Origin of the sequence: Massilia agri (genome assembly GCF_024753255.1) — a bacterium.
Classification (GTDB): Bacteria; Pseudomonadota; Gammaproteobacteria; order Burkholderiales; family Burkholderiaceae_D; genus Telluria; species Telluria agri.
This window is the reverse complement of the sequence record NZ_JANUHA010000007.1, coordinates 1-22,213: the sequence shown is the minus strand read 5'-3', so window position 1 is coordinate 22,213 and position 22,213 is coordinate 1. Positions and strand designations below refer to the sequence as shown.

General features: G+C 64.1%; 20 protein-coding genes. 15 read left to right on the top strand and 5 right to left on the bottom strand.

Annotated features, from left to right (window positions below; genetic code table 11):
* Positions 1–18: 18 nt before the first annotated feature.
* On the bottom strand, positions 19–366 hold the full coding sequence (fliE, locus tag NX780_RS11770; protein WP_258828054.1) for a flagellar hook-basal body complex protein FliE: 348 nt from the start codon (positions 364–366) through the stop codon (positions 19–21).
* Positions 367–704: 338 nt separating this feature from the next.
* Here fliE and NX780_RS11765 point away from each other — a divergent pair, with 338 nt between their 5' ends.
* The 7 genes from NX780_RS11765 to NX780_RS11735 are packed head-to-tail and all read left to right on the top strand — an operon-like array spanning position 705 to position 7,023.
* Positions 705–1,574, top strand: a complete 870-nt coding sequence (locus NX780_RS11765) for a FliM/FliN family flagellar motor switch protein (RefSeq protein ID WP_258828053.1) — start codon at positions 705–707, stop codon at positions 1,572–1,574.
* Positions 1,575–1,928 carry a FliM/FliN family flagellar motor switch protein gene (locus tag NX780_RS11760; RefSeq protein WP_258828052.1) on the top strand — a complete coding sequence of 118 codons (354 nt, stop codon included), beginning with the start codon at positions 1,575–1,577 and terminating at the stop codon, positions 1,926–1,928.
* Entirely contained in the window at positions 1,925–2,701 is a 777-nt protein-coding gene (gene fliP / locus NX780_RS11755; RefSeq protein WP_370663603.1) for a flagellar type III secretion system pore protein FliP, read from the top strand. The genes NX780_RS11760 and fliP overlap by 4 nt, the downstream gene beginning before the upstream one ends.
* Before the next feature lie 22 nt (positions 2,702–2,723).
* Positions 2,724–2,993, top strand: a complete 270-nt coding sequence (gene fliQ / locus NX780_RS11750) for a flagellar biosynthesis protein FliQ (protein WP_258828051.1) — start codon at positions 2,724–2,726, stop codon at positions 2,991–2,993.
* Positions 2,994–3,009: 16 nt separating this feature from the next.
* Positions 3,010–3,795, top strand: a complete 786-nt coding sequence (gene fliR / locus NX780_RS11745; RefSeq protein ID WP_258828050.1) for a flagellar biosynthetic protein FliR — start codon at positions 3,010–3,012, stop codon at positions 3,793–3,795.
* Positions 3,785–4,924 (top strand): flagellar type III secretion system protein FlhB, encoded by a 1,140-nt coding sequence (gene flhB, locus NX780_RS11740; protein WP_258828049.1) that lies wholly within the window; start codon positions 3,785–3,787, stop codon positions 4,922–4,924. Before fliR ends, flhB begins: the two co-directional genes overlap by 11 nt.
* Complete coding sequence (locus NX780_RS11735) at positions 4,921–7,023, top strand: flagellar biosynthesis protein FlhA (RefSeq protein ID WP_258828048.1); 2,103 nt, start codon at positions 4,921–4,923, stop codon at positions 7,021–7,023. Before flhB ends, NX780_RS11735 begins: the two co-directional genes overlap by 4 nt.
* A 64-nt stretch (positions 7,024–7,087) precedes the next feature.
* On the opposite strand, the gene NX780_RS11730 is transcribed toward NX780_RS11735, so the two are convergent.
* Positions 7,088–7,942 carry a hypothetical protein gene (locus NX780_RS11730; RefSeq protein ID WP_258828047.1) on the bottom strand — a complete coding sequence of 285 codons (855 nt, stop codon included), beginning with the start codon at positions 7,940–7,942 and terminating at the stop codon, positions 7,088–7,090.
* A gap of 82 nt (positions 7,943–8,024) precedes the next feature.
* Positions 8,025–8,897, bottom strand: coding sequence for a flagellin N-terminal helical domain-containing protein (locus NX780_RS11725; RefSeq protein ID WP_258828046.1), 873 nt, complete (start codon positions 8,895–8,897; stop codon positions 8,025–8,027).
* 293 nt (positions 8,898–9,190) lie between these two features.
* Here NX780_RS11725 and NX780_RS11720 point away from each other — a divergent pair, with 293 nt between their 5' ends.
* Positions 9,191–11,404 (top strand): tetratricopeptide repeat protein, encoded by a 2,214-nt coding sequence (locus tag NX780_RS11720; protein WP_258828045.1) that lies wholly within the window; start codon positions 9,191–9,193, stop codon positions 11,402–11,404.
* Positions 11,405–11,470: 66 nt separating this feature from the next.
* Here the strand turns inward: NX780_RS11720 and NX780_RS11715 are convergent, their stop codons facing one another.
* Entirely contained in the window at positions 11,471–12,268 is a 798-nt protein-coding gene (locus NX780_RS11715; protein ID WP_258828044.1) for an FkbM family methyltransferase, read from the bottom strand.
* A 375-nt stretch (positions 12,269–12,643) separates the two neighbouring features.
* On the opposite strand from NX780_RS11715, the gene NX780_RS11710 reads away from it, so the two are divergent.
* The 6 genes from NX780_RS11710 to NX780_RS11690 all read left to right on the top strand — a co-directional run bounded on the left by NX780_RS11710 (position 12,644) and on the right by NX780_RS11690 (position 19,444).
* A complete protein-coding gene (locus tag NX780_RS11710) occupies positions 12,644–14,791 on the top strand; it encodes a hybrid sensor histidine kinase/response regulator (protein WP_258828043.1) in 2,148 nt (715 codons plus the stop codon).
* Between the two features lie 205 nt (positions 14,792–14,996).
* A complete protein-coding gene (locus NX780_RS25320; RefSeq protein WP_370663602.1) occupies positions 14,997–15,242 on the top strand; it encodes a response regulator in 246 nt (81 codons plus the stop codon).
* An 82-nt stretch (positions 15,243–15,324) separates the two neighbouring features.
* The gene (dusA, locus tag NX780_RS11705; protein WP_258828042.1) at positions 15,325–16,317 is read left to right on the top strand and encodes a tRNA dihydrouridine(20/20a) synthase DusA; all 993 of its coding nucleotides are present in this window, start codon (positions 15,325–15,327) and stop codon (positions 16,315–16,317) included.
* 344 nt (positions 16,318–16,661) lie between these two features.
* Positions 16,662–18,449, top strand: a complete 1,788-nt coding sequence (locus NX780_RS11700; RefSeq protein ID WP_258828041.1) for a methyl-accepting chemotaxis protein — start codon at positions 16,662–16,664, stop codon at positions 18,447–18,449.
* 74 nt (positions 18,450–18,523) lie between these two features.
* Entirely contained in the window at positions 18,524–18,868 is a 345-nt protein-coding gene (locus tag NX780_RS11695) for an energy transducer TonB (RefSeq protein ID WP_258828040.1), read from the top strand.
* A 174-nt stretch (positions 18,869–19,042) separates the two neighbouring features.
* Positions 19,043–19,444: a YXWGXW repeat-containing protein gene (locus NX780_RS11690; protein ID WP_258828039.1), complete on the top strand. Its 402-nt coding sequence runs from the start codon at positions 19,043–19,045 to the stop codon at positions 19,442–19,444.
* A 47-nt stretch (positions 19,445–19,491) separates the two neighbouring features.
* On the opposite strand, the gene NX780_RS11685 is transcribed toward NX780_RS11690, so the two are convergent.
* Positions 19,492–20,949 carry a sensor domain-containing diguanylate cyclase gene (locus NX780_RS11685; protein ID WP_258828038.1) on the bottom strand — a complete coding sequence of 486 codons (1,458 nt, stop codon included), beginning with the start codon at positions 20,947–20,949 and terminating at the stop codon, positions 19,492–19,494.
* 292 nt (positions 20,950–21,241) lie between these two features.
* On the opposite strand from NX780_RS11685, the gene NX780_RS11680 reads away from it, so the two are divergent.
* Positions 21,242–22,201: an alginate lyase family protein gene (locus NX780_RS11680; protein WP_258828037.1), complete on the top strand. Its 960-nt coding sequence runs from the start codon at positions 21,242–21,244 to the stop codon at positions 22,199–22,201.
* Positions 22,202–22,213 lie beyond the last annotated feature (12 nt).

Sequence of the window (22,213 nt, the reverse complement as noted above, 5' to 3'; positions counted from 1 at the left end):
AATAGGGGAGAGGAATCGTTACACCGGAAGCTTGAGCAGCTCGTCCATCGCGCCCATGACTTTGTTGCGTACCTGCATCAACATGGAGAAGGACAGGCTGGCCTGCTGGGAAGCCAGCATGGCGCCGACCAGGTCGTCGCTCTTGCCGGCGTCGACGGCGGCCATGCGCTCGCCGGCGGCGCGGTCTTCATTGTCCACACTGGCGATGGCGTCTTTCATCGACTGGGTAAACGAGAACGCGCCCTGCGAATTGTTAAATGCGCCCTGGGCCGAATGGCCGGCGGCGGGCGCGATGGCGAGGCGATTGGCTTCGTTTGTCAGTGCTGCAAGGTCGGCTTTGATCAGACCGGCAAGTTCAGTTCCCATGATCATTCCAATGCTGTGTGGTCGTGAAACCGCGTGTTGTGCGGGGGCGACAAAATGTGTCTTTTTTTGTCGACGGAAAGCCTGTTCAGAGGCTTCGATTGTTAAATCCTGTTCAACGAACGGCCGTTTTATTCTTGACCCTTTTACTGAGTTTTCCCCTTGTACCTACTGGGAAGAGGCCGGTTGCTGCGATGCGAGAACCATGATCTTACCGTACGGCAAGTAGGAAATCAAAGGCGAATGTCAAAGTCTCGGCAGCAAATCTCCATGTATAATAGTTTCCTTGAGGAATGAAAAAAAGTCATCCGCCGTTTCCTAGTGACCAATAAACAATCCCGATGAATCCACTCGATCGCAAAAGCGCTGCCAATTACCAGGTGCTCGATCCCAGCCTGCTGGGACGCCCTGTACATTTGCTGCCGAAATTCGCGCGCCGCTTTGCCGAAGCCCTGGGCTCGGCGATGGGCGGGCCGGGCGGGCGCCGCTACTGGGGCGCCTGGCGCCTGGCGCACCTGGCCTTCGAGCGCGCGCCAGAAGAAGACAGCCTGCGCTGGCAGGCGGTGAGTGGGCCGCTGGGCACCGCCGCCGTCGCCTTCGAGCGCGGCCTGCTGCTCGGCTTGCTGGACAGCCGGTATGGCCGCAAGAAGAACCCGGGCGCCGCCCAGGCGCGCGACCCGGCCCTGGAACGTATTACCGCCACCGAGGAACGCCTGGCCGCAACCCTCACCGGCCAGCTGGTCGATCAGCTCTACCAGCGCGTGCTGGAAGGCCTGCACGGCGCCGGCGTGGAAGAAACGCCACAAGCCGTGCTCGAAGCGCCGGTGCCGGCCAGCGCGCCGGGCAAGGCCGGCTGGGTCATCCGCCTCGACCTGCAGGTGGCGCCGGGCGAGCCGCTCAGCCACGCCTGGATCGCGCTCGACCAGGGCCTGATGTCGCACGTGCTGCAGGGCCTGAAGGAAGAACGCAGCAGCGTGCGCACCCAGCGCGCCAATGAACCCCTCGCCACCGGCCTGTCGGTAAAACTGGAAGGGCGCCTGGCCAGCAGGGAGATGACGCTCGAAGCGCTGTTCGCGCTGAAGACCGGCGATATCATTCCCGTGTCGGTCGGGCGCGCCGACGTGCTGCTGGACGAATCGCGCCTGTTCACCGCCAATGTGGCCGAACACAAAGGCAAGCTTTGTTTAACCTCTTTCGAAGACGCTGAATAAATGGACATGAACCTGAACGAGCAACTGGGCGACGTGATCATCGACGACCTCGATGGCGTGGATGCCGCTGCAGCAAGCGCGGGCAAGCCCGCGGGTAGAACGCTGCCGGCCATGATGCGCCGCATCCCGGTGACCCTGACCCTGGAAGTGGGTTCTGCCCGCATCTCGCTGCAGGAGCTGATGTCGATCGGCCCGTCCTCGGTGGTGCCGCTCGACGCGCTGGCCGGCGAACCGCTGGTCATCAAGGTCAACGGCGCACCGATCGGCCGCGCCGAAGTCGTCGTCGCCGGCGAACAGTACGGCCTGAAGGTCATCGACCTCGATGGCCTGAACCTGGACGCGCTGGCCAAATGATGTTGTTTACCCGCGGTGCCGGGGTGGCTGCACCTCTGCGCCGCGCCATGCCGCTGCTTCCCTTGCTGCTGCTGGCGCTGCCCGCGGCCGCCCAGGAAGGCGCGAGCGTGCTGCCCGGCGTGATCCCCGGCTCGACCCAGGGCATGACCGTCAAGTCGCAGATCCTGGTCCTCATGACCCTGCTTGGGCTGCTGCCCGTGATGGTCATGATGATGACCAGCTTCACCCGCTTCGTGATCGTGCTGTCGCTGCTGCGCCAGGCCCTCGGCCTGCAGCAGGGCCTGCCGAACCGGATCATCACCGGCATCGCCCTGATCCTCACCATCCTGGTCATGCGCCCGGTGGGCGAGGCCGTGTGGCGCGACGCCTTCCTGCCTTACGACCGCGACAAGATCGGCCTGGAGCAGGCCTTGAAGATCGCCGAGGTGCCGGTGTCGCGCTTCATGCTGGCCCAGACCAGCAAGACCGCACTTGCCCAGGTCGGCCACCTGGCGGGGGAGCCGGCCAACCTGGCGCCGGAGCAGCGCGGCTTCACCGTCAAGCTGGCGGCATTCGTGCTGTCCGAGCTGAAGACCGCCTTCCAGATCGGGGCGATGCTGTTCATCCCTTTTCTCATCATCGACCTGGTGGTGTCTTCGGTGCTGATGGCGATGGGGATGATGATGCTGTCGCCACTGGTGATCTCCTTGCCCTTCAAGCTGCTGCTGTTCGTCCTGGTGGACGGCTGGACCCTGACCGTGAATACCCTGGTCGGCAGCATCCACGGCTTCTAGAATAGAGATAACGGATAAAGACATGAGTCCCGACGTCGCTGTCGACCTGGTGGTCGAAGCCCTGCAGATCGTGATGCTGCTGGTCCTGGTGCTGGTGGTGCCCGGCCTGCTCATGGGCCTGATCGTGGCCCTGTTCCAGGCCGCTACCCAGATCAACGAACAGACCCTGAGCTTCCTGCCGCGCCTTGTGGTGACCCTGTTGGCGGTGATCGTCGCCGGCCACTGGATGACGACCACGCTGATGGATTACTGCGTGTCGGTGTTCCAGCGCGCGGCCACGCTCGCGACCTAGGGCGCAGCGCGAACCGATGGAGCTGGTCAGCTTCCTGCTGCCCCTGATTAATGCGCTGTGGTGGCCCTTCTGCCGCATCATGGCGCTGCTCAGCACCGCCCCGGTGCTGGGCGAGGGCTCGGTGCCGATGCCGCTGCGCGCGCTGCTTGCGGTGGCCCTCAGCTTCGTGATGCTGCCGATGACCCAGGCGAGCGGCGGCGCCATGCCCGATGCCTTCTCGCTGGCGGGCGTCGTAGCGATGATGGAGCAGGCCGTGATCGGCGGCGTGCTCGGCCTGGCCCTGCAGTTCACCATGGCCGTCATCAGCATGCTGGGCTTCCTGACCTCGAGCCAGGTCGGCTTCTCGATGGCCCAGATGAACGACCCGGTGAACGGCCAGATGTCGGACGTGGTCTCCAGCCTGCTGTCGCTGCTGGCGATCCTGGTGTTCTTCGGGATCGACGGCCACCTGGTGCTGATGGGTGTGGTGGGGCAGAGCTTCAGGGCCTGGCGGGTGGGCGCAGGCTTCGCGCCGATGCTGCTCGAGGCGATCGCGCTGAACCTGGCCTGGGTGTTTTCCGCGGCGGTGCTGCTGGCGCTGCCGATCGTGTTTTCGACAATGGTGGTGCAGATCGGGTTCGGTTTCCTGAACCGGGTCGCGCCGAGTTTGAACCTGTTTTCGCTGGGCTTCTCGCTGGTGACGGTGTTCGGTCTCCTGATGCTGGTGCAGGTGGTGCGCTTCGTGCCCGATCACTACGTCGCGATGGTCAACCAGATCCTGGAGATGCTGCAAGAGCAGATGAGGATGGCGCATGGCCGATAGTGGCACCGGTGGCGACAAGACAGAAAAGCCCTCAGCGCAGAAGCTCAAGAAGGCGCGCGACGAGGGCCAGGTCGCGCGTTCGCGCGATCTCGCGACGGCGGTGGGCATCCTGGTGAGCCTCAAGCTGTTCGCCATGCTGCTGCCGGGCTACCTGGAATCCTTCCGCACCCTGTTCCGCATGGTGTTCGTGCCGCTTGGCGAGGCGGGCGCGATGGAACATGCGATGTCGACGGTATTCATGACGGCGCTGCTGCTGATGGCGAAGATGCTGCTGCCGCTTGCGGTGGTGCCGGTGGCGATCATCGCGGCCGGTGTCTTCCCGGGCGGCCTGGTGGCCTCGAGCAAGAACCTGGCGCCGAAGTTCAGCCGCCTGAGCCCTGTCAGCAACCTGGGCAAGCTGTTCGGACAGCAGCATTGGGTCGGTTTCGCGACCAGCACCGCCAAGGCCATCGTGCTCGGCCTGGTGCTGTACCACGTGTGCACCTCGAGCTACAAGGCCTACCTCGAGCTGCAGCGCCTGCCCCTGAGCGATGCGCTGGCGGGCGGCGCGAACCTGATGCTGGACGGCCTGATGGCCATGGTGGCGGTGTTCATCGCCTTTGCCCTGATCGACGTGCCGGTGCAGTCCTTCATGTTCAACAAGAACCAGAAGATGAGCAAGCAGGAAGTCAAGGAGGAACACAAGAGCAGCGAAGGCCGGCCGGAGGTGAAGCAGCGCATCCGCCAGCTGCAGAACCAGCTGGCCCAGCGCAGCGTGAGAAAGAGCGTGCCGACCGCCGACGTGGTGATCGTCAACCCCGAGCACTACGCGGTGGCGCTGAAGTACGACACCAAGCGCGCCGAGGCGCCTTTCGTCGTGGCCAAGGGCGTGGACGAGATGGCCCTATACATCAAGCGCGTGGCGCTCGAACACAAGGTCGAGACCCTGACCTTGCCGCCGCTGGCGCGCGCGATCTACAACACCAGCCAGGTCCAGCAGCAGATTCCGGCGCAGCTCTACCAGGCCGTGTCACAGGTATTGAACTACGTATTACAACTGAACGCTTTCCGTGCCGGCCGGCGCAACGCGCCCCCGCGGTTCCCCAATGAAGTCGTCGTTCCATCGCATTTGAGTGAGGTTTCTGCATGAGTCCTTTTGCCAATTTCAACGCTTTCATCGCGGAGCTGAAACGCCAGAAGTTCGCGGCGCCGGTCTTCCTGATCGCGCTCCTGGCCATGATCATGCTGCCGCTGCCGCCGGTGCTGCTGGACGTGCTGTTCACGTTCAACATCGTGCTGGCGCTGATCGTGATCCTGGTCTCGGTCTCGGCCAAGCGGCCGCTCGACTTCTCGGTCTTCCCGACCGTGATCCTCGGCACCACCCTGATGCGCCTGGCGCTGAACGTGGCCTCGACCCGCGTGGTGCTGCTCAATGGCCATAACGGTCCGGACGCGGCCGGCCATGTGATCGAATCCTTCGCCAACGTCGTCATCGGCGGCAACTTCGTGGTCGGCCTGGTGGTGTTCGTGATCCTCATGATCATCAACTTCATCGTGGTGACCAAGGGCGCGGAACGTATCTCGGAAGTGTCGGCGCGCTTCACCCTGGATGCGCTGCCCGGCAAGCAGATGGCGATCGACGCCGACCTGAACGCGGGCCTGATCAACCAGGACAAGGCGACCCAGCGCCGCAAGGACGTGGCGGCCGAAGCCGACTTCTACGGCGCCATGGACGGCGCTTCGAAGTTCGTGCGCGGCGACGCCATCGCCTCGATCCTCATCCTCATCATCAACCTGGTGGGCGGCATCGCGATCGGCGCCCTGATGCACGGCCTGCCGCTGGGCGAGGCCTTCAAGGTCTATGCGCTTCTCACCATCGGTGACGGCCTGGTGGCCCAGATCCCGGCGCTGCTGCTGTCGGCCGCGGCCGCGATCCTGGTGACCCGCATCGGCGAGTCGGGCGACCTCGAACACCAGGTCGGCGGCCAGCTGCTGGCCCAGCCGACCGTCCTGTTCGCGGCCGCAGGCGTGATGGTCATCCTCGGCCTGGTGCCGGGCATGCCGACCCTGACCTTCTTCATTTTCGCGGGCGTGGTCGGCTACGTCGGCTGGAAGCTCACCAAGCGCGTCAAGGCCCCCGACGATGCGGGCGTCGCCGCGATCGAAGCGGCGCTGCGCGACGAGCGCGCGCCGGAACTCGACTGGCAGGCGCTGCCGGTGGTGCAGCCGGTGGCGGTGGCGGTGGGCTACAAGCTGGTCGGCATGCTGGACAAGGCCCAGGGCGAGCCGCTGACCAAACGCATCAAGGGCGTGCGCCAGAGCCTGTCCGAGCAGATGGGCATGCTGCTGCCGGCCATCTCGGTGCGCGACGACCTGGCCCTGCGCCCGTCCCAGTACGCGATCAGCCTGTCGGGCACCGTGGTGGCCGAGGCCGAGGTGATGCCGGATCACCTGATGGCGATCCCGTCGCCCAACGTCTACGGCGAACTCGATGGCATCCCGGGCATCGAGCCGGCCTACGGCATGGCGATCACCTGGATCACCCCGGACCAGAAGGGCCACGCCCTGGGCCTGGGCTACCAGGTGGTCGAGGTGCCGAGCGCGATCGCGACCCATGCCTCGAAGGTGGTGCGCGAATACCTGCACGAGCTGTTCCGCCACGAAGACGTGCCGGCCATCATCGAGCGCCTCACGGCCCTGTCGCCCAAGCTCGCGGGCGCGCTGGAAAAGGCGCTGTCCCACACCCAGCTGCTGCGCGTGTTCCGCGTGCTGCTGCAGGAGGGCGTGTCGCTGAAGGACATCGTGGTGATCGCCACCACCTTGCTGGACAGTTCGGAGACCACCAAGGACCCGATCCTGCTGGCGGCCGAGGTGCGCTGCGCGCTGCGGCGCCAGATCGTGTCCGGCCTGTTCGGCAAGAAGAAGGACATGCCGGCCTTTAACCTGTCGGCCGAACTCGAGAACATGCTGCTCGGGTCGCTCAACCAGGCGCGCCAGAACGGCGGCGGCAAGGTGGCGCTCGATAACTACCCGATCGACCCGCAGCTGCTGTCCCAGCTGCAGATCAATATGCCGGTCGCGCGCGAGCAGATGAAGGGCCAGCACACGCCGCCGCTGCTGCTGGTGCTGCCGCAGGTGCGCCCGCTGCTGGCGCGTTACGCGCGCCTGTTCGCGCCGGGCCTGCACGTGCTCTCGTATAACGAGATTCCGGAGAACCGCGACGTCTCCATCGTCGGCACGGTCGGTTAAACGCGTTTGAAATAGAAAAAGCCCCGCTGAAAGAATATTTCAGCGGGGCTTCGTTTTTGAAATCCTATTTCACTTCGGGGCCGTCTTTCGCGCCTTCGCGTGGCAGCGCCAGCGCCAGCTCGGCTACCGCGCGGAACACCGGCAAGGTCAGGACCTGCACCACGTCGCCCGCCTGCAGGCGCGCATGCGAGGGCGCCAGCGGCAGCCGGTCGCGGTAGCGCCAGCGCAGCACCTTCAGGCCCGCGCGTTCCACGGCGTCTTCCAGCACCGGCTGCAGCGCCTTGAGGCGCGCAAGCGAGGGCGCATCGGGGGCGCACAATTCCAGCGCCAGCCCGCCGGGGATCGGCTCGACCTGCAGCACCACCTTCGTTCCGTCGTCCAGTTCCAGCTCCAGCCGCAGGGCCGCGCGCGCATGGCGGCGCCGTCCGGATGGGCCGTCGGCCTCGTCCTGGATGACATCCAGGTGCTGGTCGCGCGCGCCGCCCGCATGCACGGTGAAGCGCCAGGCGTCCGGCGGCAGGGAACCATCCGGCTGGCGCAGGATGCGTCCCTCCTGACTGGCCGCCAGCACCGCGGGCGGCAGCTGGCCGACGTGCATGCGCAGCGCGCGGTCGGCCAGCTGGTCGCCATAGCTGCGCACCATCGAACGCCAGGATGCCGCCAGACGCTGGCCGTCGGCCGCCGGGTAGCTCATCTGGCGCGCCAGGAAAACCTGGTCGGGACGCATGGCGGCGCTTTCCCCGCTTGACTCCGGCGTGACGGCAGCGGGCGCCTGCGGCAGCAGCTGGGAACTGGGGAGGGGCGGGTCTCCCGCGTCGAAGGGCGCCAGCGCCACCGGCGCGGCGGCGGCCACCGCGCCGACGTTCAGCGGCGGCGTGGCCGGCGGGAGGAGGGGAACGATGGACGGAATGCTGGCCATGACGGTCTACCAAAAGATAAAGGGGCCGACCGTTGCCGGCCGGCCCCTTGATACTACCTGAGCTTGTGCCCAGGAGGAAAAATTACTGCAGGAGCGACATGACCATCGAGGACATGCTGTTGGTCTGCTTCAGCATTGCGGTGCTGGCTTGCATCAGCATCTGCTTGGAAGTCATGTTCGCGCTTTCGGTCGCGAAGTCGACGTCCATGATGCGGCCGGTTGCGGCCTTGGTGTTCGAGCTGATGTTGGCCAGGTTGTTGTACACGTGGTCGAGGCGGTTGGCGGTTGCACCCAGGCTCGAACGCACCGAGCTGACCTTGTCGATCGCGGTCGACAGCAGGTTGATGGTGGCGGTGGCCGCGCCGGTCAGTTCGGTACCGGCGGTCGCGGTGCTGGCGGTGGCGCCGGCATAGATCGAGGCGCTGCCCAGGGCGGTGAAGACGGCGCCGGTTGCGCCCATGTCTGCGCTCAGGTTCAGCGACATGGTTTCCGAGCTGTCCGAGCCGATCTGGAAGGTCATGGCCGAAGCGACGGTGCCGGCTTTCAGCAGGGTCTGGCCGCCGAACTTGGTGTTCGTCATGATGTTCTGGATTTCTTTACCCAGATTGTCGTATTCAGCCTGCATGGCTTTCTTGTCGTCGGTGTTCGACGATGCGTCGGCCGACTGGGTTGCCAGGTCTTTCATGCGGACCAGCATGTTGTTGACTTCGTCCAGCGCGCCTTCAGCGGTCTGCAGCATGGAGGTCGAGTTCTGGGTATTGCGCATTGCCACGGCCATGCCGCTGGTCTGTGCTTTCAGGCGGGTTGCGATCTGCAGGCCTGCGGCGTCGTCCATTGCCGAGTTGATGCGGAAGCCGGTCGACAGGCGGGTCATCGAGGTCGACAGCGAGCTCTGGGTCTTGCTCAGGGAATTCTGTGCTGCGAGGGTTGCAACGTTGGTGTGAAGGCTCAGCATGATAACGCTCCTGATAATGGTTGGATTCAATTGGAGCAGCGGTATCTCGCGCTCTCACAAGTACAAGGCGACCAGTTTCCGCAGTTCATTAAATGCCGCACGGAAATTTCTTTAAATATTTTTTCTGGACCATCTCTTTTGTCCCTTTGACCACATGTCGGGCACGCACAACAAGAATGTCAAATCTTGCGGCGATTCTTTGCCACGCGGAAACTAGCTGCCCGTATACTATATAGCGTCACCACGGCTGCCGAGGCAGCCGGCTCACCACTATCTAGAACAGGATGCATCCCATGATTCCTTCCTCCACCCAGGCCGGGCAGGTCCAGGACCAGGCAAATGCCATGTTTGCGGACGGACTCGCTTTCCATCGCGAGAACCGGATCGAACAGGCGATGCACTGCTACGAGAAGACCCTGCGCCTGGCGCCGCGCCACTTCGGCGCCTTGCACCATGTCGGGATCATCGCGATCCAGACCGGCAACTACGACGGCGGCGCCGGCTTCCTGCGTTCGGCGCTGGCCATCAATCCCGACGTCGCCCCCGCCCACCTCGACCTGGGCAATGCCTATAAAGAGATGGGCCAGCACGAGCAGGCGCTCGCCAGCTATGGTCGCGCGCTCGAGCTCGGTTTCGACCACCCGGACCTGCACTACAATCGCGCCAATGCGCTGCAGGCGATGGAACGCCACCAGGAAGCGCTCGAGGCCTACGACCTGGCGCTGTCCGCCCATCCCGAGGACATCGAGGCCCTCAACAACCGCGGCACCGTGCTGCGCGCCCTCGGGCGGGCCCAGGAAGCGCTGGACAGCTACGAGCGCGCGCTGGGGCTGGCCCCGCACAACGTCGACCTGCTGAACAACCGCGGCAATGCGCTCAAGGACCTGGCGCGCTATGGCGAGGCGATCAGCTGCTTCGACGCCGCGCTGCACGTCGATCCGCACTCGGCCGACGCGTGGTTCAACCGCGGCGTGGCCGAGCACGCGCGCGGCGAGCACGACGCCGCGCTCGCCAGCTACGGACGCGCCATCGACATCGATCCCCAGCTGGCGCGCGCCTACCACAACCGGTCGACCGTCCTGCAGCACCTCAAGCGCTACGACGACGCCCTGGCCGACTCCCAACGGGCGCTCGCGCTGAAGCAGGATTACCAGGAGGCCTACAAGGGCTGCGCAGCGGTGCTGCGCTCGCTGAAGCACTATGCGACCGGCCTGGCCAGCGCCGACATGGCGGTGCGCCTGAAACCGGACGACGCCCACGCGCACGACCTGCGCGGCACCATCCTGAAGGACATGAAGCGCCTCGACGAGGCGCTCGAGGCCCACGAGCGCGCCCTCGAACTTGCGCCGAACCTGAACACGGCCCACCAGAACCGGGCCAATGTTTACCTGGACATGAAGCGTTACGAGGACGCCGAAGCCGGCTATGCCCAGGCCATCGCCCTGGATCCGGCGCGCGCCGAGCCCTACCTGAACCGGGGCACCGTGCACGCCGCCTGCGGCCGCTACGAGCGTGCGCTTGCCGACTACAACGCGGCGATCGAGCGCAACCCGGAACTGGCGGGCGCCTACTGGAACCGCAGCCTGCTGCAGCTGGAGCATGGCCACTTCAAGCAGGGCTGGATCGACCACGAATGGCGCTGGAAGACCGTGCATTTCGAGAACTCGATCGACCAGCGCGATTTCAAGCTGCCCTTGTGGCGCGGCCAGCCGTTGGCGGGCAAGACCATCGTCCTTGGTTCCGAACAGGGCCTGGGCGATACCCTGCAGTGCGCCCGCTTCGCGCCCATGCTGGCGGCGCGCGGCGCGACCGTGGTCCTCGAGGTCCAGCGCGCCCTGGTCGGCCTGCTCGGCACGCTTGAAGGCGTGAGCGAGGTGCTGCCGCGCGGCGCCGCATTGCCGCCTGCCGACTACTGGTGCCCCATGATGAGCATCCCGCTCGCGCTGGAGATGGAGGTCGATACGATCCCCGCCTTCCCGCGTTACCTGGAAAGCGATCCGGCCAGGCGCGCGCAGTGGGCCGACGTCCTGGGCCCACGCCGCGCGCCGCGGGTCGGCCTGGTGTGGAGCGGCAATCCCACGCACGGCAACGACGCCAGCCGCAGCATCGCTTTCTCCGAATTCGCGGCCATGCTGCCGGAAGGACCGGACTACGTCTCGCTGATGAAGGACATCCGCGATGCCGACCGCGAGGCGATGGTCGCGCGTCCCGACGTGCGCTGCTTCTCCGAGCTGCTGCACGACTTCACCGATACCGCGGCCCTGTGCGACGAGGTCGACCTGGTGGTGTCGGTCGACACCAGCGTGGCCCACCTGGCCGGAGCGCTCGGGCGCCCGGTCTGGATCCTGTTGCCGCGGGTCGCCGACTGGCGCTGGATGCGCGAGCGCCGCGACAGCCCCTGGTATCCGAGTGTGCGTCTGATGCGCCAGCAGGCCCTGAACGACTGGAGCGCCGTGCGGGAAGAGGTGCGCAGCGGCCTGCTTGCGCTGATCGGGCAAGCGTCATAGAAAAAGGCAGAGCGGTAAAGAATAGCGCCCGTCCTGCGGGCGCCAGTCATTTTTTGGGGGCGGGGATCAGCCGACGCTGATTTCCTTGCCAACCGGGTCGGATTCGTGCACCGCCAGCAGGTTGATCCCGAGCGGGAAGATGGTGTAGCCGCGTTGCTTCAGGAAGTCCGTGATCTCGGTCTCGTTGGACTTGATCTTCTCGATCATCAGTTGCGGCCTGCAACGGGCGATGGTCTCGCGCGCCCCCATCAGCGCATCCATTTCCATGCCTTCGATGTCGATCTTGATGAAGTCGAGGCGCTGCAGGCCGAAACTGTCGATGCTGCGCATCTGGGTCGGCTGGGTCTTGCTGTCTGAGTAATCGATGTGCTGGCCGATGAACTCGTTCGTCGCGCTCTTTTTGATCTCCAGGCTGCCGAAACTTGCCGGCGCCAGGTAATTCGGCATCGGTACCCGGATCGAGCCTTCTTCGGCGCCGACTGCGGCCCAGATGGCGCGGGCATTGAAGCAGTTGTTCAGGGTGAGGTTGCCGGCCAGTGCATAGAACACCCGTTCCTGCGCCTCGAAGGCGATCACATTGCCCCAGCCGAACATCAGGCGGGACCATTCGATCGTGTGGACGCCGATGTTGGCGCCGCAGTCGATCGCCATCACGCCGTCGCCGAAATTCTTGCGGCGCGATTCGAGCAGCTGCATCGCGATATCCACTTCCTCATGATCGAAGGACGAGGTCTCCATCAGCTGGTAGCCGACGCCATAGGCGCCGCCCGGTACGGTGCGGTAATCGTGACGGTTCACCAGCATGCTGCCGTGGTTGGTCGACACCAGAACGAAGGCGGTCGGGCGCAGGACGGTTTTTTTCATGGGCGAAATGGATGCGGTCAGGAAGAAGAAGGATGTCAGAACAGTGTCTGCGCACGGAATATTGATACAGAGAAATATAACATAAGAGTATGCGTATTCAGCAGCTTAGTCCAGAGAGACGTTCTGCGCCACATTGTATTTGCCGGGCCCGCAACGAGATCGGCAGAATATCCGTTCGACGCCGGGGCGCCGCCCCGACCATGAGGGAGCTGCATGGCGGCTCGATCACGGCAGCCAGTGCGGGCGTGGGGATGGGCAGTACCTTTACCGTCCGCCTGCCGCGCCTGGCAAACGCTGTGAACAGCAGAGCGTGAACGGAACCGGGGCGGCGGGAGTGCGTATGTATAATTGCCGCTCAACCGGAAAAGCTGCTCCGTGTCCGCACCAATTCGCCCCATCCTCCTCTCCCACTTGCAGGACGTTTGCGATAACGCGACGGTCGCACTGTTCGTTATGGACGAACGACAATGTTGCGTCTACATGAATCCTGCGGCAGAGGAGCTTACCGGCTACCGTCTGGAGGAAGTGCAAGGCTCGGCCCTGCACAATTTCGTTCACCACACCCGGCCGGATGGCTCGCATTATCCGCTCGAAGATTGCCCGATCGACCGCGCAGCTCCCGCCAATTTGCAGGAACAGGGTGAGGAAGTCTTCGTACACCGCGATGGTTCCTTCTATCCGGTCTACTTCACCGCCAGCCCCGTGCGCCGCGACGGGAAGGTGGTGGGGACGGTGATCGAGGTGCAGGATGCCCGTCCCCGGCTTCAGCAGGAACGTGAACGGGAAGCGTTGCACGCGATCGGCTCGCTGATCCTCCAGGAACTGAGCCATGAAAAGATCGTGGAAGCGGTCACGGAAGCGGCGACACGGCTGACCGGCGCCCAGTTCGGCGCATTCTTCTACAACGTCCGGGACGAGGGGGGCGAAAGCTATACCTTGTATACGATCGCGGGCGTGCCGAAAGAGCACTTCAGCCAGTTTCCGCTGCCCCGGGCAACCCATCTGTTCGGCCCGACGTTCCGCGGCGAGGGGGCGATTCGCAGCGGCGACATCCGTTCCGATCCGCGTTACGGCAAGATGGGACCCCATCACGGCATGCCGCCCGGCCACCTGCCGGTACGCTCCTATCTCGCCGTACCTGTCAGCCTGGGCAACGGCGAAGTCGTAGGCGGGCTCTTCTTCGGTCACGAAGAGCCCGACCGCTTCACGGAAAGCCATGAACGTCTCGTGGAAACGCTCGCAGCCCAGGCGGCGATCGGCCTGAACAAGGCTTCCCTGTATCAGGAAGCGCTGTTCGCGCGGCGCCGTGCCGAGCTCGATGCGCTTGAAAAGCAGAAGCTGTACGAAGAAGCAGCCCGGGCCAACGAGGCCAAGGATCAGTTCCTCGCTACCGTTTCTCATGAACTCCGCACGCCGCTGACCTCGATATTGGGTTGGGCGCAAATGCTGACCTCCGGCAAGCTGGACCCGGCCATGCAGGAGCGCGCAATTGCCACGATCGAAAGGAATGCACGCAGCCAGGCTCAGATCGTCGAAGATCTTCTCGATATCTCCCGCATCGTCAATGGCAAGCTGCGCCTGAACGTCCAGCTGTTTTCGCCCCAGTTGTCGGTCGATGCGGCGCTCGAGGCCCTGCGGCCCGCGGCCCAGGCAAAGAACATCAGCCTGCGGTCGGTGCTGGACCCCTCGGCCGGGCCGATCACGGGCGACCCGGAACGGCTCCAGCAGATCGTGTGGAACCTGGTATCGAATGCGGTCAAGTTCACGCCGAAAGGGGGCGAGGTGCAGCTCGCGCTGAAGAAAGTCGAGTCCAACGTCCAGATCCTCGTCAGCGACAACGGCGCCGGCATTCCAGCTGAACACTTGCCAACAATCTTCGATACCTTCACGCAGGTCGACCCGACGTCCACCCGCAAACAGGGCGGCCTCGGACTGGGTCTCGCCATCGTCAAGAAACTGGTCGAGCTGCATGGCGGCTACGTACAGGCGTCGAGCCCGGGCCTGGGCAAGGGCTCGACGTTCACGGTGACGCTGCCACTGGCGGCAGTCAAGGGCGCGCATGCCGCATCCGGGACGACGTTGGACGCGGATCCCGGGCCCCCGCTTCCGGACAATACCGAAGAGTTCGGGCTGAGAGGCGCAACCATTCTCCTGGTCGAAGACGATGATGACGCGCGCAATATGCTCGCATCCGTCTTGCTGAGCGCCCATGCACTAGTCGAGACCGCTTCTAATGCGAACGAAGCATTGACGCTGTTCGATGGCATCCGGCCGGACGTCGTCGTGAGCGATATCGGCATGCCAGAAATGAACGGATACGAGTTCATCGCGGAACTGCGCAAGCGCGAACGCGAACTGGGCCGCTCCGGCGTTCCCGCAGTGGCGCTGACCGCGTATGCCCGCGTACAGGACAGGATGCGCGCGCTCACGGCGGGATTCCAGATGCACGTCGCGAAGCCGGTGGAGCCGGCAGAGTTATTGACCGTCTTGTCGAGCCTTCGGGCCTGGAAGACCCCGCAATAGCGGCGCGGCGCCGGCAAAACGGCGGGCGCCAGCACCCGCCCGGCCACCGCAGGTTACAATAGCATCCCTTCCAAGGAGCCGACGTGTCCTCTGCCTTTATCCTGAATGTCGAAGATTACGAGGCAGCCCGCTATGCGAAAACACGACTCCTGAGGAATGCCGGCTTCACGGTCCGCGAAGCCTGCAATGGCCGCAAGCCCTCCAGATGGTCGAGATGTACGGTCCGGCGTTGATACTCGACGTCCGGCTCCCGGATATCGATGGTCGGGACGTCTGCCGGCGAATCAAGGACAATCCGGCGACGCGTGACTGGCGGGTCATCCGGACTTCCGCGGCGTTCATTACGAGTGCCGACATGGCAAGCGGCTACGCGAGCGGCGCGGATGCATATATCCCCGCTCCCTATCAGCCTGATGAGCTCATACGGCTGTTGCGTTCGTTCAGTCACTAGCCTCGTGCTGCGATATCTCGCAGGTATCGCGCTCGGGGCGCCAAGGTGTCCTTGAATGCCGGCCACGAAAATTAGCAGAAATATGAAATACAGTAAAAGAACGCTCAGTATTGCCCCCATGATGGACTGGACCGACCGCCATTGCCGCGTCTTCCATCGCCACATCACCCGACATGCCTGGCTGTATACAGAGATGGTGACCACCGGCGCCCTGGTCTACGGCGACGTCGAGCGCCACCTGCGCTTTGACGGGAGCGAGCATCCGGTGGCGCTGCAGCTGGGCGGCAGCGACCCGCACGACCTGGCGAAAAGCGCGAAACTGGGCGAGCAGTGGGGATACGACGAGATCAACCTGAATTGCGGCTGTCCTTCGGAGCGGGTGCAGAAGGGCGCCTTCGGGGCCTGCCTGATGCAGGAGCCGCAGCTGGTGGCGGACTGCGTGAAGGCCATGCGCGACGCGGTCTCGGTCGACGTCACCGTGAAACACCGCATCGGCATCGACTACAACGAGGAATACGGTTTCGTGCGCGACTTCATCGGCACCATCGCCGATGCCGGCTGCAGCACCTTCATCGTCCACGCCCGCAACGCCGTGCTCAAGGGCCTGTCGCCGAAGGAAAACCGCGAGATCCCGCCGCTGCGCTATGAAGTGGCCTACCAGCTCAAGCGCGATTTCCCCGAGCTCGAGATCATCATCAACGGCGGAGTGAAAACCGACGACGAGATCGCCCTGCACCTGGAGCACGTCGACGGCGTGATGCTGGGCCGCGAGGCCTACCACAACCCCTGGGTGATGGCGGACTGGGACCGCCGCTTCTATGGCGACACGACTGCGCCCCTGAAAACCCGGGTGCAGGTGCTGGAAGCGATGATTCCCTATATTGCGGAACAATTGCGCCTGTACGGCGGATACGGCCTGAAACTCAACAGCATCACACGCCACATGCTGGGCATCATGACCGGCCTGCCGGGAGCACGCGCCTTCCGCCAGATGCTGTCGGACCCGAAACGTCTCGCTGCTGGCGACCCGGCGCTGTTGCTCGAGGCGGCTTCACGTATGCCGGTGGCCGCATAAATTAGATTCCGAACAACTATGTTTCCTGCAAAAGGCGCACTTCGGTGCGCCTTTTTTGTTTCTTGTCGGCAAATAGATACAAACAATTGCAATTTCTATACCGATGCCGTGTATCAAGCTTGCTCTATGGAAAGACTACAAGCATAATCTGCCTTGTTGAACATCAACACTGTTGTTGAGCTGAAACAGTTCGGATGCTGCAGTCGATTTCCGACTTTCCGGTCAGAATTTTTGATTTATCCTGTCGGAAATAGTCGTAAATCACAAACAATTACGGCATACGCGTCGCACGGCGCCAGAATCCGGGCGAATTTCGATCAATAGATACAGGGAAGAACACGAGCATGGCTTTTTTGAATAACTTGAAGGTCGGTACCCGCCTCGCACTCGGCTTTGCGCTGGTGCTGGCGCTGCTGGTTGCAGTCACGGTGTTGGGCATCGTGCGCATGTCGCAGATCCAGGACCGCCTTGACCGTGTGGTCAGCGTCAGCAATGTCTCGACCGGCCTCGTGATCGATATGCGCAACAACGTCAGCGAGCGCGTCGCTTCGCTGCGCGTCCTGACCCTGATGACCGACCCGGCCGACATGGAGCCGGAAATGGTCAAGTTCAAGGAACAGACCAAGAAGTACGACGATGCGCAGAAGAAGCTGTCGTCGATCTTCGCGGCCCACGCCAGCGACAAGGAAAAAGCGCTGCTGACCCAGATCAAGGAATCCGAAGCTGCCGCCATGCCGGCAATCGCCAAGGCCTCGGAGCTGTACCTGGCGAATAACGCCATGGACGCTACCCGCGTGATGATCCGCGAAGTGCGTCCGGTGCAGAAGAAGTGGATGGACGCGCTGGACCAGCTGGCCATCCTTGAGGAAAAACAGAACGCCCAGAGCAAGGCCGACGCCGAGACCGCCTTCCAGAACGCCCGTAACTTCATGATCGTCCTGCTGCTGGTCGCCGTCGCCATCGGTGTCGTGATGGCCTGGCTGATCGCCCGCAGCCTGCGCAAGCAGCTTGGTGGCGAACCGGCTTACACCGCCCAGATCGCCGGCAGCATCGCCCACGGCGACCTGTCGATCGCCATCGAAACCGAATCGTCGGACCGTGGCAGCCTGCTGGTCGAGATGAAAGAAATGCGCAACAGCCTGGTCGGTATCGTTGAGCAAGTGCGCCGCGGCACCGAAACCATCGGCACTGCCTCGCGTGAAATCGCCGCCGGTAACATCGACCTGTCCTCGCGTACCGAACTGCAGGCCAGCTCGCTGGAAAAGACCGCCTCGGCGATGGAAGAACTGACCTCGACCGTGAAGCAGAACGCCGACAACGCCCGTGAAGCGAACGCCCTGGCGGCGACCGCATCGGACGTGGCCCGCAAGGGTGGCGAAGTGGTGTCGCAAGTAGTCGGCACCATGGGCGAGATCAACACCTCGGCCAGCAAGATCTCGGACATCATCGGCGTCATCGACGGCATCGCCTTCCAGACCAACATCCTGGCGCTGAACGCCGCGGTGGAAGCGGCGCGTGCCGGTGAACAGGGCCGTGGCTTCGCGGTGGTGGCATCGGAAGTGCGTAACCTGGCCCAGCGTTCGGCTGCGGCAGCGAAAGAAATCAAGACCCTGATCGGCGACTCCGTCGAGAAGGTCGAGCGTGGCAGCAAGCTGGTCGGCCAGGCCGGCGTGACGATGGACGAAGTGGTGGCCAGCGTGCGCCGCGTGACCGACATCATGAGCGAGATCGCCAACGCCAGCGCCGAGCAGAGCGCAGGTATCGAACAGGTCAACATGTCGATCATCGAGATGGACAGCATGACCCAGCAAAATGCCGCCCTGGTGGAAGAGGCCGCTGCGGCAGCGCAGAGCCTGCAAGACCAGGCGAGCGAACTGGCCCGTGTCGTCAGCATCTTCAAGCTGACCGAGGGCGAGCAGTACCAGGCCGACACCTCGGCGCCTGCAGCGACCAGCACCGCCGTGGTGGTGCGTCCCGCAGCCGCCAAGCGTCCGGCCCCGGCCCTGAAAAAGCCGGCCGCGAAGAAGCCAGCCGCAGCAGCACCGGCAGCTCCGGCGCAGGAAGACGCAGCACCCGCGGCCAAGCCGAAGAAGGCCGCCACCGTCGCCAGCGACGAGTGGGAAGAATTCTAAGAGAGAAATAGCCGGCATCAAGGCCGGCATGCAGTGAGACTGCCAACCTTTATCAAAACCTTATTGGGGAAATTATGAAAAACCTGACCGTGAAACTGATCGCAGCAATGACCCTCGCCACCGCCGCCGGCGCTACCTTCGCCGCCGAAGTGCCGGCCACTTTCGATCCGAAGAAGTGCGCGGTCGAGTACCCGAAAGCGTCGCTGATGAACGAAGAGCAGGGCACCACCTCGGCATCGTTCCTGGTGAGCGCCGATGGCACCGTGACCGAGTCGAAGCTGGAAAAGTCGAGCGGTTTCAAGAACCTGGACCGCGCAGCGCTGAAAGGCCTGACCGCATGCAAGTTCAAGCCGGGCACCAAGGACGGCGCACCGGCCCAGACCTGGGCCAAGGTCGACTACGCCTGGAAACTGGACTAATAGGTTTCCTTCCCTTCGAAACAGCCGGCCCTGCGCCGGCTGTTTTGCTTTCTGGAATACGGCAGTTACATTTCCAGTGCGGAATGTATCCCTTGTAAGCAGGTTTTTCATTTCTCCCATGTGCGGTTGTGGCTGGCTATAGTGTGTCCAACACCAACCGAAAGGAGAAACACCATGAAAAGCATTCTTGCCGCCACCGCAGCTGTCCTGATCAGCACTGCCGCTTTCGCGCCGGTCCAGGCGCAGGCCCAGGGCCGCACCGAAGTGATCGTGGTGCACAAGGCGCCGCCGCCGCTGCGTCATGAATCGATCCCCGCCGCCCGCCGCGGCTACGAATGGGTGCCGGGTTACTGGAGCTGGAACGGCCGCCGCTATGTGTGGGAGCGCGGTCACTACGAGAAAGTGCGTGCGGGCTACGTCTACCACCGTCCGGAATGGCGCCAGGACCGCAACGGCTGGTACCTGGAGCGCGGCGGCTGGGTCCGCGCAGACCACCGCATGGCGCGCCGCGACCGTGACGGCGACGGCGTCCCGAACCGCCATGACGCCCGTCCGAACAACCCAAACCGTTACTAAGATGGTTTGAGGCACAAGAGGAACCGCCTGCATCGCAGGCGGTTTTTTTATCCCGCGAAGGCGGCTTGTGTCGGATCCGTGCCGTCGAGGTCGCCGCACACGCGGTTGCGCCCGCTCGCCTTCGCCTGATAGAGCAGGGCATCGGCCTGGGTGAGCAGGTCGCCCGGCTCCTGGACGTCGCCGGCGTCGGGATGGTAGGTGCGCACCCCGGCGCTGATCGTGACCAACCCGCCCTGGTTGTCGGCATGGGGCAGGTTCAGGTCGAGTATCGCGAGGCGCAACCGCTCGGCCACGTAGCGCGCCCCCACTTCGCCGGTCCCGGGCAGGATCACGGCGAACTCCTCGCCGCCGTAGCGCGCTGCCAGGTCGCTCGGGCGGCCGAGATTCTTGCGCAGCGTGTGGGCCACCTGGCGCAAGCAGTCGTCGCCGGCCACGTGGCCGTAGCGGTCGTTGTACTTCTTGAAGAAATCCACATCCAGCAAGATCAGCGATACAGGCACGCTGGTGCGCGCCGCGCGGTTCATCTCGCGCGCCAGCGTATCGTCGAAATGGCGGCGGTTGGCGATGCCGGTCAGACCATCGTTGGTCGCCAGCACGGTCAGCTCCTGGTTACGCTCCTGCAGGTGTTCTTCGGCGATGCGCAGTTCGGCTTCCAGCTGGTCGCGGATCATGATCTGGCGCACCAGGCGCGAGCCGATGCCTCCCAGGATCACCACGACGAGCAAGGTGCCGCCCGCCAGCAGCATCGTCGACTGCTGCCATTCGTCGAGGATCTCGTGCTTGGAACGGGCCGTCGCCACGATCAGCGGCAGCCGGTCCAGGTGGCGGTAGCTGTACATGCGTACCACGCCGTCCACTTTCGAGCGCAGGATCGCCGTGCCCACCGGCCTCTGGTCCCTGTACATCTGGAAGATCGGTCCGCCTGCGAGACTGGTGCCGATCAGCTTTTCAGTAAAGGGACGGCGGTAGACCAGGGTCGCATCGTCGAGCATGAGCAGCACGACGCCGTCCCGGCCGACGTCGAAGCTGTCGTAGAGGTCGGCGAAAAAGGTGATCTTGATTGTGCCGAGGGCCACCCCGGCAAAGCTGCCGTCGGGATTGTCGATGCGGCGCGAGATCGGCAGGATCCACACGCCGGTCGAACGGCTGCGGATCGGTTTGCCGACATGTACACGGCGGTCCTTGTGCTTGAGGTGATACTGGAAGTACTCGCGATCGGCGTTGTTGCCGGCGATCGGCCGATCGAGAGAGCTGACCAGCCAGGTTCCGTCCGGCCCATAGACGAAGAGCCCGTGGAGTTCGCTGACTTCGCTCACCATATTGCGCAGGTGCAGGCGCAGGCGGTCGGAAGAAGAGGAGGCAAGCCCGTCGTGCTCGACCCGTTCAACCACGCCGGCCAGCACCGTATCGACGATCCTGACGGTACTTTCCGCCTGTGCGGCAAGGGCGCCGGCCATGTTCGATGTCGATGCGGCATTCTCTGCAAGACGAGTCTCGCGTGCCATCCAGATACTCCAGGCCTGGGCACCGATCAACAGTGCGCAGAAGAGGACCAAGACCCTGATCGCTAAGCGAACCGCAGGGCGTTTTGCCGCCGTCAGGCGGTTGATCGGAGTAGGGACATTTTGCTTGTCGGGCATCAGTAAGGCCGCCGGGGCGCCGCGTTTGCGTGAGCTTCGAGCATATCCATGCCACATGAAAAAGTCGAGCAGCTCACTCCCGAATGGTCCTTGTTTACTTGCGACACGACCTTGCTTACAATAGGTTAAACGTTTTCCAAAAGTGCGAGGAGACCCGATGCAAGACACCATCTGCCCGGCGCTGGCCGCCTTGATCCTATCCACGCTGGTCCACGGCACGGCGTCCGCCTGCGAGGCGCCGCCGCCCGTGGTGCGCGACATCGACGCCAACCGCTACTACAGCGACAAGCACAATTCCATCGTCGACCCGGTGCTCAAGGCCCGCAACGAGGCCGCGGTCAAACCCGTCAACGAGTACCTGGACGGCGTCGCGCGCGCCGCCAATGCCTGGCAGCGCGAGCGCAAGCCGGCGGATGCGCAGTGCGCCCTCGGCTGGCTCCAGGCCTGGGCCGATGGCGGCGGCATGCTCGGCACCATGACGACGAACCAGTCGTGGTACACGCGCAAATGGACCTTGTCCGGCCTCGCCCTGAGCTATGCGCGCGTGCAGGCCGCGGCGACACCGGCCCAGCGCCAGGCGATCGAGGCCTGGCTGCGCCGGCTCGCCGATCTCACCATCGCCCATTCGGACGCGCACAAGGGCGTGCGCAACAACCACTATTACTGGGAAGGCCTGGCCATCACCGCCACCGGCGCCGTGACGGGCGAGGCGCGCTACCTGGCCTGGGGACGCACGATGTTCGATCACGCGATGGGCCAGATCCAGGCGGACGGCTCCTTGCCGCTCGAGGTGGCGCGCGCGGGCAAGGCGCTCAGCTACCACCTGTATGCCGCCGCGCCGCTCGTGATGGTGGCCTCGATCCTCGACCTGCAGCATCCGAAGCTCGATCGGCTGGTGCGTTTTTCAAGCGCCAACGTGGCCGATCCGTCGACGCTTCAGCAGATGACCGGCGTCAGCCAGGAGAAGCCTTCGCGCATGCCGGGGTGGATCGCGATCTACGACCGCCATGCCACCCAGCCGCTGTCGACGGAGCCGCCGCCCGCCAACAACTGGGATGCGCGCATGGGTGGGGATCGCAGCTTGCCTAACCCGGTCGAACACGTCCGCGGTTCGTAGGGTGCACGGCTT

Coding starts and splice junctions, on each gene's coding strand:
- fliE (WP_258828054.1), bottom strand. CDS start 366: ATGGGAACTGAACTTGCCGGTCTGATCAAAGCCGACCTTGCAGCACTG.
- NX780_RS11765 (WP_258828053.1), top strand. CDS start 705: ATGAATCCACTCGATCGCAAAAGCGCTGCCAATTACCAGGTGCTCGAT.
- NX780_RS11760 (WP_258828052.1), top strand. CDS start 1,575: ATGGACATGAACCTGAACGAGCAACTGGGCGACGTGATCATCGACGAC.
- fliP (WP_370663603.1), top strand. CDS start 1,925: ATGATGTTGTTTACCCGCGGTGCCGGGGTGGCTGCACCTCTGCGCCGC.
- fliQ (WP_258828051.1), top strand. CDS start 2,724: ATGAGTCCCGACGTCGCTGTCGACCTGGTGGTCGAAGCCCTGCAGATC.
- fliR (WP_258828050.1), top strand. CDS start 3,010: ATGGAGCTGGTCAGCTTCCTGCTGCCCCTGATTAATGCGCTGTGGTGG.
- flhB (WP_258828049.1), top strand. CDS start 3,785: ATGGCCGATAGTGGCACCGGTGGCGACAAGACAGAAAAGCCCTCAGCG.
- NX780_RS11735 (WP_258828048.1), top strand. CDS start 4,921: ATGAGTCCTTTTGCCAATTTCAACGCTTTCATCGCGGAGCTGAAACGC.
- NX780_RS11730 (WP_258828047.1), bottom strand. CDS start 7,942: ATGGCCAGCATTCCGTCCATCGTTCCCCTCCTCCCGCCGGCCACGCCG.
- NX780_RS11725 (WP_258828046.1), bottom strand. CDS start 8,897: ATGCTGAGCCTTCACACCAACGTTGCAACCCTCGCAGCACAGAATTCC.
- NX780_RS11720 (WP_258828045.1), top strand. CDS start 9,191: ATGATTCCTTCCTCCACCCAGGCCGGGCAGGTCCAGGACCAGGCAAAT.
- NX780_RS11715 (WP_258828044.1), bottom strand. CDS start 12,268: ATGAAAAAAACCGTCCTGCGCCCGACCGCCTTCGTTCTGGTGTCGACC.
- NX780_RS25320 (WP_370663602.1), top strand. CDS start 14,997: ATGGTCGAGATGTACGGTCCGGCGTTGATACTCGACGTCCGGCTCCCG.
- dusA (WP_258828042.1), top strand. CDS start 15,325: ATGAAATACAGTAAAAGAACGCTCAGTATTGCCCCCATGATGGACTGG.
- NX780_RS11700 (WP_258828041.1), top strand. CDS start 16,662: ATGGCTTTTTTGAATAACTTGAAGGTCGGTACCCGCCTCGCACTCGGC.
- NX780_RS11695 (WP_258828040.1), top strand. CDS start 18,524: ATGAAAAACCTGACCGTGAAACTGATCGCAGCAATGACCCTCGCCACC.
- NX780_RS11690 (WP_258828039.1), top strand. CDS start 19,043: ATGAAAAGCATTCTTGCCGCCACCGCAGCTGTCCTGATCAGCACTGCC.
- NX780_RS11685 (WP_258828038.1), bottom strand. CDS start 20,949: ATGGCACGCGAGACTCGTCTTGCAGAGAATGCCGCATCGACATCGAAC.
- NX780_RS11680 (WP_258828037.1), top strand. CDS start 21,242: ATGCAAGACACCATCTGCCCGGCGCTGGCCGCCTTGATCCTATCCACG.